Origin of the sequence: Mycobacterium sp. MS1601, assembly GCF_001984215.1 — a bacterium.
Lineage (GTDB): Bacteria > Actinomycetota > Actinomycetes > Mycobacteriales > Mycobacteriaceae > Mycobacterium.
The window spans coordinates 4,034,762-4,047,281 of sequence record NZ_CP019420.1 but is presented as its reverse complement, the minus strand read 5'-3'; the positions used below and the strand labels follow the sequence as shown (position 1 = coordinate 4,047,281).

The 12,520-nt window shown below is 61.5% G+C and carries 8 protein-coding genes and 3 rRNA genes; 5 read left to right on the top strand and 6 right to left on the bottom strand.

Translation table 11 applies throughout. From position 1 onward, the window contains the following. Positions 1–67: 67 nt before the first annotated feature. Positions 68–541 (top strand): methylmalonyl-CoA epimerase, encoded by a 474-nt coding sequence (gene mce / locus BVC93_RS19695; RefSeq protein WP_083738943.1) that lies wholly within the window; start codon positions 68–70, stop codon positions 539–541. Here mce and BVC93_RS19690 read toward each other — a convergent pair. Together BVC93_RS19690 and nucS are read right to left on the bottom strand one after the other, a co-directional pair. Continuing rightward, on the bottom strand, positions 538–834 hold the full coding sequence (locus BVC93_RS19690) for a hypothetical protein (RefSeq protein WP_083738942.1): 297 nt from the start codon (positions 832–834) through the stop codon (positions 538–540). The genes mce and BVC93_RS19690 overlap by 4 nt on opposite strands. Beyond that, positions 834–1,505, bottom strand: a complete 672-nt coding sequence (gene nucS, locus BVC93_RS19685) for an endonuclease NucS (RefSeq protein ID WP_083738941.1) — start codon at positions 1,503–1,505, stop codon at positions 834–836. The genes BVC93_RS19690 and nucS overlap by 1 nt, the downstream gene beginning before the upstream one ends. Positions 1,506–1,552: 47 nt before the next feature. Here nucS and BVC93_RS19680 point away from each other — a divergent pair, with 47 nt between their 5' ends. Continuing rightward, entirely contained in the window at positions 1,553–3,163 is a 1,611-nt protein-coding gene (locus BVC93_RS19680) for an adenylate/guanylate cyclase domain-containing protein (protein ID WP_083738940.1), read from the top strand. On the opposite strand, the gene glsA is transcribed toward BVC93_RS19680, so the two are convergent. Continuing rightward, positions 3,146–4,441, bottom strand: a complete 1,296-nt coding sequence (glsA, locus tag BVC93_RS19675) for a glutaminase A (protein WP_083738939.1) — start codon at positions 4,439–4,441, stop codon at positions 3,146–3,148. The two genes, BVC93_RS19680 and glsA, sit on opposite strands and share 18 nt — an antisense overlap. A gap of 79 nt (positions 4,442–4,520) precedes the next feature. Between glsA and BVC93_RS19670 the strand changes: the two genes are divergently transcribed. From BVC93_RS19670 to BVC93_RS19660, 3 genes are all read left to right on the top strand, one after another. Beyond that, positions 4,521–4,838, top strand: a complete 318-nt coding sequence (locus tag BVC93_RS19670) for a DUF732 domain-containing protein (protein WP_192860043.1) — start codon at positions 4,521–4,523, stop codon at positions 4,836–4,838. Positions 4,839–4,958: 120 nt separating this feature from the next. After that, entirely contained in the window at positions 4,959–6,455 is a 1,497-nt protein-coding gene (locus BVC93_RS19665; protein ID WP_083741176.1) for a DNA-3-methyladenine glycosylase 2 family protein, read from the top strand. Further along, the gene (locus BVC93_RS19660) at positions 6,452–6,943 is read left to right on the top strand and encodes a methylated-DNA--[protein]-cysteine S-methyltransferase (RefSeq protein WP_083738937.1); all 492 of its coding nucleotides are present in this window, start codon (positions 6,452–6,454) and stop codon (positions 6,941–6,943) included. The genes BVC93_RS19665 and BVC93_RS19660 overlap by 4 nt, the downstream gene beginning before the upstream one ends. A 52-nt stretch (positions 6,944–6,995) precedes the next feature. On the opposite strand, the gene rrf is transcribed toward BVC93_RS19660, so the two are convergent. The 3 genes from rrf to BVC93_RS19645 form a co-directional block, all read right to left on the bottom strand. Continuing rightward, a 5S ribosomal RNA gene (gene rrf, locus BVC93_RS19655) occupies positions 6,996–7,109 on the bottom strand. A 129-nt stretch (positions 7,110–7,238) separates the two neighbouring features. Then, positions 7,239–10,345: ribosomal RNA gene (locus BVC93_RS19650) — 23S ribosomal RNA — on the bottom strand. A gap of 444 nt (positions 10,346–10,789) precedes the next feature. Beyond that, positions 10,790–12,309: ribosomal RNA gene (locus tag BVC93_RS19645) — 16S ribosomal RNA — on the bottom strand. The 16S, 23S and 5S rRNA genes sit together here, the layout of an rRNA operon. Between the last annotated feature and the right edge of the window lie 211 nt (positions 12,310–12,520).

Here is a 12,520-nt window from a genome sequence, read left to right as displayed (position 1 = left end):
TGGATGTGAACGGCCGATCGGGCCACAGGCAGGTGTGGGATCCCGAGCCAAAGGTTACCTTTACGTTATGACCACTGAGCAGGTAGATACCCGTCCCGCCCTGTCGACCTCGCTGGTCACCGCGATCGATCATGTGGGCATCGCCGTCCCGGATCTGGCCGAGGCCAAGAAGTGGTACCACGACCACCTCGGCATGATCGTGCTGCATGAAGAAGTGAACGAGGAGCAGGGCATCGTCGAAGCCATGCTCGCCGTGCGCGGCGCCCCCAAAGGCAGCCCCCAGTTGCAGCTGATGGCACCCATCGACGATTCGTCGACCATCGCGAAGTTCCTGGACAAGAAGGGCCCGGGCCTGCAGCAGCTGGCCTACCGCACCAGTGACATCGACGCCCTCTCCGATCGCCTGCGTGAGCAGGGCCTGCGGCTGATCTACGACGCCCCGCGGCGCGGCACGTCGAACTCGCGCATCAACTTCATCCACCCGAAGGACGGGGGCGGCGTGCTGATCGAGCTCGTCGAACCGGCGTCGGAGGGGCACTAGCTCCACCGCCGGGTCGGGCTGCGGTTGGCCCGGTTGGCCCAGCATGGCGTGTGCCAATGCCTGCGGTCATCCACGGCGCTCTCCCCCAGATCCGCCGGCCACACCACCACATGCGCTGTGCCTGAACGGATTTCGTGATCACAACCCGGGCATCGATAGGTCTTGAGCGCTCGCGCACCCGGCAGGGCGATCACCTGGTAGTCGTAGCCGTCCGGCCCGACTTCGATCCGGCGCGATTCCGGCAGCGGCCGGGCCGGCGACTGCCGTCGTCCCGAACGCGCTTTGCGGCCCATCAGAACAACCGGAACTCGTCGCTGTCCATACCGCGCATCTGATCGTAGTCCAGTGTCAGACAACGGATTCCGCGGTCGTTTGCCAGTGTCCGGGCCTGTGGCTTGATCTGTTGGGCAGCGAACACCCCCGCCACCGGCGCGATCAATGAGTCCCGGTTGAGCAGCTCCAGATAGCGGGTGAGCTGCTCCACTCCGTCGATCTCGCCGCGCCGCTTGATCTCCACCGCCACCGAACGCCCCTGCTCGTCGCGGCACAGCAGGTCCACGGGGCCGATCGCCGTCATGTATTCGCGCCGCACCAGCGTGTACCCCGCACCCAGCAGCTCGACATGTTCGGCCAGCAGTTCCTGTAGGTGCGCTTCCACACCGTCTTTGACCAGTCCGGGGTCGACGCCCAGTTCATGACTCGAGTCGTGCTCGATCTCCTCGAGGGTGATCCGTAGCTGTTCTCCGGCCTTGTTCTCCACCACCCACACCAGCCGTTCGCCGCTGCTGTCCTCGGTGAGCCAGCACGGCGGGCTCATCCAGTTCAGCGGTTTGTAGGCACGGTCGTCGGCATGCACGCTGACCGACCCGTCGGCCTTCACCAGCAGCAGCCGCCGCGCGGAGGGCAGATGCGCGGTCAGACGGCCGACGTAGTTGACGGTGCACTGGGCGATGACGAGACGCACCCGAACCACCTTAAGGGTCGCCGCTCGTTCACTAGGCTGGCGCCACCATGAAATCCACTCCGACGCTGGCGCAGCGGCTGGGCCTGCTTCTGGAGAAGCTCACCCGCCAGAGCGGGCGGTTGCCCGAGGTGCCGGAGTACGGTTCGTGGCTGCTGGGCCGCGTCGCCGAGACTCAGGCCCGCCGCCGGGTGCGCATCCAGGTGATTCTCACGCTGTTCGTCATCGTGGCGAATGTGATCGGCATCGGTGTCGCCAGCCTGGTGGTCCTGGTGGCCTTCCCGGCACCGGACGTGTTCGACCCGCGCGTCCGCTGGATCACCTTCATCGTCGCGCCGGCCTACATCGCCGCCGCGCTGGTGATCGGGATCTTCTGGGCCACCCGGCGGGTGATCCGCAACGTGCGCTGGGCCATCGAAGAGCGCACACCCACCCGCGAGGACCAGCTCAATACGTTCTTCGCCCCCTGGCGGCTCACCCGGGTGCTGCTGGTGCTGTGGGGTGGCGGCACCATCCTGCTCACCACACTGTTCGGTCTGGAGAACGTCCGGTTCATCCCGAAACTTCTGTTGGGTATCAGCTTCAGCGGCATCGTCGTGTCGGCCAGTTGCTATCTGTTCACCGAGTTCGCATTACGACCGGTTGCCGCCCAGGCGCTCGAGGCCGGTCCCCCGCCGAAACGGTTCGCCGCCGGCATCATGGGCCGCACCATGCTGGTGTGGATCCTCGGTTCCGGGGTTCCGGTGCTGGGCATCCTGCTGGCCGCCGTGATCACCCTGACCCTGCGGGACGTGACGCCGACTCAATTCACCGTCGCGGTCATCATCCTGGCGGCGTTCGCCCTGATCTTCGGCTTCATCCTGATGTGGATCCTGTCCTGGCTCACGGCCACGCCGGTGCGGGTGGTGCGGGCAGCACTCAACCGCGTCGAACACGGCAACCTCGACACCAATCTGGTGGTGTTCGACGGTACCGAGCTGGGTCAGCTACAACGCGGCTTCAACACCATGGTCGCCGGGCTGCGTGAGCGCGAGCGGGTTCGCGATCTGTTCGGCCGCCACGTAGGTCGGGAGGTGGCCGCCGCCGCCGAGCGGGAACGGCCGAAGCTGGGCGGTGAAGAGCGCCATGCCGCGGTCATCTTCGTCGACATCATCGGTTCCACCCAGCTGGTGACCGGCAGACCCGCCGCCGAAGTCGTCCAGCTGCTCAACCGCTTCTTCGCCGTCGTCGTCGACGAGGTGGATCGCCAACACGGGCTGCTCAACAAATTCGTGGGCGACGCCTGCCTGGCGGTGTTCGGCGCCCCCAACCGCCTCGAGTGTCCCGAGGACGCCGCGCTGGCGGCCGCCCGCGCCATCGCCCGACGACTGAACAACGAGATCCCCGAATGCCGGGCCGGCATCGGGGTCGCCGCCGGGCAGGTGGTGGCAGGCAATGTCGGTGCCCGCGAACGATTCGAGTACACGGTGATCGGCGAGCCCGTCAACGAGGCCGCGCGGCTGTGCGAGCTGGCCAAGTCCGTGCCCGGCCTGCTGCTGGCCTCCTCGGACGCCGTCCGCGGCGCCTCCGAGAACGAAAGCAAGAACTGGACTTTCGGGGACACCGTGACCCTGCGCGGCCTCGATGAGCCGACCCGGCTGGCGCTACCGATCGGGGCTTGAGCGTTCCTGCACCCACCGCTGCGCTTCCTCAACCGCCTCGTCGAGGTTGCTGAACGCCATCGTGTCAAAGCGGTGTTGGGGACGGATCACCGCGCCGTCGGGATCGACCAGCAGCCCCGTCTTGCCCTGATCCTTCAACGCCGAACTCATGCTCGCCAGCAGTTCGCGGGCCGGATCGTTGATGGTGTCCAGGCGGGAGACGTCGAGAACGGCCACGTCGAGGCGCCCGCACTCGCGGCTGACCGTCCGGATCACCTGCTCCGCACCGGCGAACAGCAGGTCGCCATGTACCTCGTAGACGCGGACGTTCTCGACGGGTTCGTACACCGCGCGGATGGTGGACCGCGATTCCCGGCTGACGGTCAGGAAGTGCAGCCCCAACTCACGAGACAGGCTGCGGCACACCCGGACTCCGCGCACACTGTTGCCCTTGGCGTCCAGGCGCGGTGAGTACACGCCGATACCCAGCTGTCCGGGCAGCACCGCCAGGATGCCGCCACCCACCCCGCTCTTGGCGGGTAGGCCGACGCCGGTCACCCAGTCGCCGGCCGCGTCATACATCCCGCAGGTCACCATGACACTCAGCGTGCGTTGCACCACCAGATGATTGGTCACACGCCGACCCGTCAACGGATTCACGCCGCCACGCGCCAAGGTGGCCGCGATCCGTGCCAGATCGGTACTGGTGACCTTCAGCGAGCACTGCCGGAAGTAGACGTCCAGCACCTCGTCGGGGTCGCCGTCGAGCACACCGAAACTCTCCAACATGTAGGCGATGGCACGGTTGCGGCTGCCCGTCGCCTTCTCCGAGGCGTAGATCTGTTCGTCGAGTTCCAACGAGCGGCCGGCACAGGCCGAATAGAACTCCTGGATGCAGGCGAAGCGTTCGTCGGCGTCCGCGCCGGGTATCAGCGACACCGACGCGATGGCGCCGGCGTTGATCATCGGGTTCTTCGGCGTCTTGGTGGTGCGGTCCACGCTGATCTCGTTGAAGGCCTCACCGGTGGGTTCGACGCCGATCTTCTCATCGACAGCCGCTTCGCCCAGCTTGTCGAGGGCCAGCGCGTACGTCAGTGGCTTCGAGATCGACTGAATGGTGAATTCGATTGCGGCATCGCCGGATTCGTAGACATATCCATCCGCCGACGACAGCGACATGCCGAAACCGTCAGGGTCCACACTCGCAAGTTCGGGAATGTACGAGGCCAGTTCGCCGTCGGTGCAGTCCGCGTGCCCGACGCAGATCCGGTCGAGGTACTGCTGTACCAGCTCAGCCACGCCGCGATCCTAACCAGTTCGGTCGCCGATGCCCGGGTAGAACGGGGCGAGCTGAATCGTAACTGGCAGGATCGTCTACGTGGCCTTGCTGAAGACTCTCACCGTTTGCGCTGCCCTGACCACCGCCGCAGGCGCACTGTCCGCACCTGCCGCTGCCGACGACGCGCTGTTTGTCGACATGCTCGACATGGTCGGCATCTCGGTGGGCGACTCCGCAACAGCCGTGGCCGTGGGGCGGGGCGTATGCGCAAGCTTGGACTCGGGGCAGCAACTTCCCGCTGTGGTCGAGCAGCTGTCGGCCACACACGGCATCACCGTCGAGGATGCCAGCATGGTCGCCGGGTTCTCCGTCGCTGAGTACTGCGATCACCACGAAGGCGCGCTCAAACCGGGCTGATCAGGTCGAAGCCACTCGCTGGCGCTTCGCCCGTAGAACACGTCGATGTCGGATTCCCGCCAGCGTTGTCGGTGTCCGGGTGTAATCGTGGGAACCATGCAGTCAGGACTCGACGCGGCCATCCATCAGGATTTTGATCGCTGCTACCGCGCCGTGCAATCCAAGGATGCCCGCTTCGACGGCTGGTTCGTCACTGCAGTGCGCACCACCAAGATCTACTGCAGGCCCAGTTGCCCTGTACGGCCCCCGTTTGCGCGCAACGTGCAGTTCTATCCCACCGCCGCCGCGGCGCAGCACGCCGGCTTCCGCGCATGCAAGCGCTGCCGTCCCGACGCCTCCCCCGGATCCCCCGAATGGAACGTCCGCAGTGATGTCGTTGCCCGTGCAATGCGACTCATCGCAGACGGAACCGTTGACCGGGAAGGGGTCACAGGCCTGGCACGCAGAGTCGGCTACACGCCTCGTCAGCTGGAGCGACTGCTCAACGCCGACGCCGGTGCCGGTCCGCTGGCAATCGCCCGGGCTCAACGCGCGCAGACCGCCAGACTCCTCATCGAGACCACTTCGATGGCATTTTCCGATATCGGGTTCGCCGCTGGTTTCGCCAGCATCCGACAGTTCAACGACACTGTGCGAGCAGTGTTCGGCACCACGCCGACAGAGCTTCGCCGCCGGGCCTGCTCCCCTGCTGCGGTTGCCGCCGGCAGCATTTCACTGCGATTCGCCGTCCGCCAACCTTTCAGCTACGCCGGAGTTTTCGGGCATCTGGGGGCCACGGCCGTACCGGGCTGCGAGGAGGTGCGTGACGGCTCCTATCGTCGGGTTCTGCGTCTCCCGCGGGGCAACGGCATTGCGGAGCTGAGACCCGCAGCCGACCATGTGCGCTGCACTCTGACTCTCGACGACTTCCGCGATCTGTCCGCCGCGATCGCCCGGTGCCGTCGCGTGCTGGACCTCGACGCCGATCCCGAGGCAATCGACAACGCCCTCGGCGAGGATCCAGCCCTGGGCCCGCTGATCGTCAAGGCACCGGGCCAACGCATCCCACGCTCGGTCGACGAGGCCGAGCTGGCACTGCGTGTCGTGTTGGGACAACAGGTATCGACCAAGGCCGCAAGGACACATACCGCCAGGCTCGTGGCCCACTACGGTCAGCCCGTCGCAGACCCATCCGGTGGCCTCACCCACGGTTTCCCCACGCCGGCTGAGCTCACCGACATCGACCCGGCGCACCTCGCCGTGCCCCAATCCCGTCGGCGCACACTGACGACACTGATCGATGCGCTGGCCGGTGGACACATCGCCCTGCATGCAGGCTGCGATTGGGCACGCGCCCGCGCCCAATTGATCGACCTTCCGGGAATTGGCCCGTGGACCACCGAAGTCATCGCGATGCGCGCGTTCGGCGATCCGGATGCATTTCCCGCCACAGACCTCGGGGTACGCGCCGCGGCCGCACACCTGGGTGTGCCGGACGGTGTGCGAGAGCTCACCGAGCGCAGCGCAGCCTGGCGACCGTGGCGGTCCTATGCCACGCAGTACCTGTGGACCGCACTTGACCATGATGTGAACCAGTGGCCGCCGAAAGGCCAGACCCAACCCGAGGAAGCAGCATGATTCGCTATCGCACGATCGACAGTCCCATCGGTCTGCTGACTCTGGCCGGCCGGGGCCCGGTACTCACCAATCTCCGGATGGTTGACCAAACGTACGAACCGGATCGCGCCGATTGGACACTTGATGACCGGGCTTTCCCCGATGCAGTGGAGCAGCTCGACGCATATTTTGCCGGTGAGCTGAGCAGTTTTGATGTGCACATGGAATTCCACGGAACACCTTTTCAATGCCGAGTCTGGGAGGCATTGCGCACCATTCCGTACGGTGAAACACGAACATACGGAGAAATTGCACAGCAGATCGGTAGTCCGACCGCTTTTCGAGCAGTTGGCTTGGCCAACGGGCACAATCCGATTGCCGTGATAGTGCCCTGCCATCGCGTTATCGGCGCAAATGGGAGTCTGACCGGATTTGGTGGCGGACTACCCCGCAAAAGGGCCCTTCTCGACCTGGAGAGAAACGCCTCGAATCTGACGCTGTTCAGCTGAAGAAAAAACACCAATGGCCCCCAACGAATTGGGGGCCATTGGCTCAATGTGTGTTCGGCGGTGTCCTACTTTTCCGCCCGTGCAGGGCAGTATCATCGGCGCTGACAGGCTTAGCTTCCGGGTTCGGGATGGGACCGGGCGTTTCCCTGTCGCTATGACCGCCGTAACTCTATTTTCTTGTCGGCGTAACACCCCGGGTGTGGGGGTTTCGGTCCGTGTCCAAGAACAAGTGTTTTTGGTGGTGGAGTGCGTTGTGAGATGTGGTTGCGTGGTTGCGAGCAGCAATAATGGAGGTTGTTGTAAGTTTTCGGCCGGTTAGTGCCAGTTCCCTAACACATTGCTGTGTGTACAGGTCTGGCCTATCGATCCCGTGGTCTGCGGGGGGCCTTATCCCTCCTAGAGGGTGAGAAACCTGGTCTTGGAAGGGGTTTCCCGCTTAGATGCTTTCAGCGGTTATCCTGTCCGAACGTGGCTATCCAGCCGTGCTCCTGGCGGAACAACTGGTATACCAGAGGTTCGTCCGTCCCGGTCCTCTCGTACTAGGGACAGATTTCCTCAAGTTTCTGACGCGCGCGGCGGATAGAGACCGAACTGTCTCACGACGTTCTAAACCCAGCTCGCGTGCCGCTTTAATGGGCGAACAGCCCAACCCTTGGGACCTGCTCCAGCCCCAGGATGCGACGAGCCGACATCGAGGTGCCAAACCATCCCGTCGATATGGACTCTTGGGGAAGATCAGCCTGTTATCCCCGGGGTACCTTTTATCCGTTGAGCGACACCCCTTCCACTCGGGGGTGCCGGATCACTAGTCCCGACTTTCGTCCCTGCTCGACATGTACGTCTCACAGTCAAGCTCCCTTGTGCACTTGCACTCAACACCTGATTGCCGTCCAGGTTGAGGGAACCTTTGGGCGCCTCCGTTACATTTTAGGAGGCAACCGCCCCAGTTAAACTACCCACCAGGCACTGTCCCTGAACCGGATATACGGTTCGAAGTTAGAAGTCCAATACGATCAGAGTGGTATTTCAACAACGACTCCACCCACACTGGCGTGTGAGCTTCACAGTCTCCCACCTATCCTACACAAACCGTATCGAACGCCAATACCAAGTTGTAGTGAAGGTCCCGGGGTCTTTTCGTCCTGCCGCGCGTAACGAGCATCTTTACTCGTAGTGCAATTTCGCCGAGTCTATGGTTGAGACAGTTGAGAAGTCGTTACGCCATTCGTGCAGGTCGGAACTTACCCGACAAGGAATTTCGCTACCTTAGGATGGTTATAGTTACCACCGCCGTTTACTGGGGCTTAAATTCTCCGCTTCACCTTACGATTAACGGGTCCTCTTAACCTTCCAGCACCGGGCAGGCGTCAGTCCGTATACATCGTCTTGCGACTTCGCACGGACCTGTGTTTTTAGTAAACAGTCGCTTCTCACTGGTTTCTGCGACCCACTCCCGCTGCCCACCGCAAAGGTGTTGACGGTATGTAGGTCCCCCTTCTCCCGAAGTTACGGGGGTATTTTGCCGAGTTCCTTAACCATAGTTCACTCGTACGCCTTGGTATTCTCTACCTGACCACCTGTGTTGGTTTGGGGTACGGGCCGTGTGAGAGCTCGCTAGAGGCTTTTCTCGGCAGCATAGGATCACCGAATTCACCTCATACGGTTATGCATCACCTCTCAGGATATGTGCTGGACGGATTTACCTATCCAACTCCCTACAGGCTTGCCCCAGTATTACCACTGACTGGTACGGCTACCTTCCTGCGTCACCCCATCGCTTGACTACTACCAGCGAAGGTCCCGCGCAGCCCCAGAAACCATCACCCCGAAGGGATCCGTGGATCTGGATTTGGGCGGTTAGTACCGCTGATTCATCAGGGACGCGCTCACACGGGTACGGGAATATCAACCCGTTGTCCATCGACTACGCCTGTCGGCCTCGCCTTAGGTCCCGACTCACCCTGGGCGGACTGGCCTGGCCCAGGAACCCTTGGTCTTTCGGCGGGCAAGGTTCTCACTTGCCTTATCGCTACTCATGCCTGCATTCTCACTCCCACACCCTCCACAACTCGATCACTCGGCTGCTTCACCGGATGCAGGACGCTCCCCTACCCAATACTTACGTATTGCCGCGGCTTCGGCGGTGTGCTTGAGCCCCGCTACATTATCGGCGCACAATCACTTGACCAGTGAGCTATTACGCACTCTTTCAAGGGTGGCTGCTTCTAAGCCAACCTCCTGGTTGTCTTCGCGACTGCACATCCTTTTCCACTTAGCACACGCTTAGGGGCCTTAGCCGGCGATCTGGGCTGTTTCCCTCTCGACGCACGGAGCTTATCCCCCGCCGTCTCACTGCCACGCTTACACTTACCGGCATTCGGAGTTTGGCTGACGTCAGTAACCTTGTGAGGCCCATCGGCCATCCAGTAGCTCTACCTCCGGCAAGAAACACGCAACGCTGCACCTAAATGCATTTCGGGGAGAACCAGCTATCACGGAGTTTGATTGGCCTTTCACCCCTACCCACAACTCATCCCCTCAGTCTTCAACCTAAGTGGGTTCGGGCCTCCACACGGTCTTACCCGCGCTTCACCCTGGCCATGGGTAGATCACTCCGCTTCGGGTCCAGAACACGCCACTACACCCCATACGGGGATACGCCCTATTCAGACTCGCTTTCGCTACGGCTACCCCACCCGGGTTAACCTCGCGACATGCCCCTGACTCGCAGGCTCATTCTTCAAAAGGCACGCCATCACCCCACCACAAAGGAGGGCTCTGACGGATTGTAAGCGCACGGTTTCAGGTACTATTTCACTCCCCTCCCGGGGTACTTTTCACCATTCCCTCACGGTACTAATCCGCTATCGGTCACTGAGAAGTATTCAGGCTTACCGGGTGGTCCCGGCAGATTCACAGCAGATTCCACGGGCCCGCTGCTACTCGGGGACACAACGACAACAGACAACATGTTTTCGACTACCGGGCTCTCACCGTCTACGGCAGGCCATCCCAAGCCACTTCGCCTAACACATCATTTTCTCACTGCTGCCCCAGTCGGCGGACTGAAGAACGTTGACCCCACAACACCGCACACACAACCCCCGCCGGGTATCACATGCGCACGGTTTAGCCATCCTCCGCTTTCGCTCGCCACTACTCACGGAATCACAATTGTTTTCTCTTCCTACGGGTACTGAGATGTTTCACTTCCCCGCGTTCCCCCCAACGCCTATACATTCAGCGTTGGGTGACACGACATCACTCGTGCCGGGTTTCCCCATTCGGACATCCTCGGATCACCGGTCGGTTGACACCTCCCCGAGGCTTATCGCAGCCTCCTACGTCCTTCATCGGCTCCCAGTGCCAAGGCATCCACCATGCGCCCTTAAACACTTACAAAAACCAAAAATGAGCAAAAATTGCACATCATTAAGTGCACACAACAACCACCCGAACCCCCAAAGGAACCCGAGCAGACTCTTGCGCGCTAGATGCTCGCAACCACTATCCACAAATCAAACACCACACCCCACCACCAAGATGGAGCGACAACAACACCCACCACCACCACATCCAACGATCCGGCGATACGGGCCGGCGCACATCCCCCACCGGGAACGGCGCCGCAAGGCTGCTGCCTCAAAGCCCAACAGTGTGTTCGATGACCCCCTGCAACCCCAACCAGCCTCGAAAGACCAACCAGGACAAGGTTTTTGAGTTTGCTCTACAACTTTATGCACCAGACCGACACCCACTACAGGCACCGGCCAACCAACGTTTCCGTCCGGGACATCGGTGATCCGCACGATGCGGGCCGACCCGAAACTACGTGGTGCTCCTTAGAAAGGAGGTGATCCAGCCGCACCTTCCGGTACGGCTACCTTGTTACGACTTCGTCCCAATCGCCGATCCCACCTTCGACGGCTCCCTCCCACAAGGGGTTAGGCCACCGGCTTCGGGTGTTACCGACTTTCATGACGTGACGGGCGGTGTGTACAAGGCCCGGGAACGTATTCACCGCAGCGTTGCTGATCTGCGATTACTAGCGACTCCGACTTCACGGGGTCGAGTTGCAGACCCCGATCCGAACTGAGACCGGCTTTGAAAGGATTCGCTCCACCTCACGGCATCGCAGCCCTTTGTACCGGCCATTGTAGCATGTGTGAAGCCCTGGACATAAGGGGCATGATGACTTGACGTCATCCCCACCTTCCTCCGAGTTGACCCCGGCAGTCTCTCACGAGTCCCCACCATAACGTGCTGGCAACATGAGACAAGGGTTGCGCTCGTTGCGGGACTTAACCCAACATCTCACGACACGAGCTGACGACAGCCATGCACCACCTGCACACAGGCCACAAGGGAACGCCTATCTCTAGACGCGTCCTGTGCATGTCAAACCCAGGTAAGGTTCTTCGCGTTGCATCGAATTAATCCACATGCTCCGCCGCTTGTGCGGGCCCCCGTCAATTCCTTTGAGTTTTAGCCTTGCGGCCGTACTCCCCAGGCGGGGTACTTAATGCGTTAGCTACGGCACGGATCCCAAGGAAGGAAACCCACACCTAGTACCCACCGTTTACGGCGTGGACTACCAGGGTATCTAATCCTGTTCGCTCCCCACGCTTTCGCTCCTCAGCGTCAGTTACTGCCCAGAGACCCGCCTTCGCCACCGGTGTTCCTCCTGATATCTGCGCATTCCACCGCTACACCAGGAATTCCAGTCTCCCCTGCAGTACTCTAGTCTGCCCGTATCGCCCGCACGCCCACAGTTAAGCTGTGAGTTTTCACGAACAACGCGACAAACCACCTACGAGCTCTTTACGCCCAGTAATTCCGGACAACGCTCGGACCCTACGTATTACCGCGGCTGCTGGCACGTAGTTGGCCGGTCCTTCTTCTGCAGGTACCGTCACTTGCGCTTCGTCCCTGCTGAAAGAGGTTTACAACCCGAAGGCCGTCATCCCTCACGCGGCGTCGCTGCATCAGGCTTGCGCCCATTGTGCAATATTCCCCACTGCTGCCTCCCGTAGGAGTCTGGGCCGTATCTCAGTCCCAGTGTGGCCGGTCACCCTCTCAGGCCGGCTACCCGTCGTCGCCTTGGTAGGCCATTACCCCACCAACAAGCTGATAGGCCGCGGGCCCATCCCACACCGCAAAAGCTTTCCACCACCAGCCATGAAGCCAATGATCATATTCGGTATTAGACCCAGTTTCCCAGGCTTATCCCAAAGTGCAGGGCAGATCACCCACGTGTTACTCACCCGTTCGCCACTCGAGCACCCCGAAGGGCCTTTCCGTTCGACTTGCATGTGTTAAGCACGCCGCCAGCGTTCGTCCTGAGCCAGGATCAAACTCTCCAAACAAAAACCCCCAGCCAAAGCCAGGCAGAATTCGAATCAGAAAAATCCGATCACAAACAAAAGACACCAAAAACTGGCATCAAAAAAACAACCACACCCACAAGCAGGAAGACGGGGAGTCCCCCCACAGATGCGGTCAACAAACAAAAACCACCAAACACACTATTGAGTTCTCAAACAACAGACCTGCATTTTCGATCCGCTTGTCCCGTTT

Excerpts from the sequence above, each read along its gene's own strand:
- mce (WP_083738943.1), top strand. The coding sequence starts at position 68 with ATGACCACTGAGCAGGTAGATACCCGTCCCGCCCTGTCGACCTCGCTG.
- BVC93_RS19690 (WP_083738942.1), bottom strand. The coding sequence starts at position 834 with ATGGGCCGCAAAGCGCGTTCGGGACGACGGCAGTCGCCGGCCCGGCCG.
- BVC93_RS19680 (WP_083738940.1), top strand. The coding sequence starts at position 1,553 with ATGAAATCCACTCCGACGCTGGCGCAGCGGCTGGGCCTGCTTCTGGAG.
- BVC93_RS19660 (WP_083738937.1), top strand. The coding sequence starts at position 6,452 with ATGATTCGCTATCGCACGATCGACAGTCCCATCGGTCTGCTGACTCTG.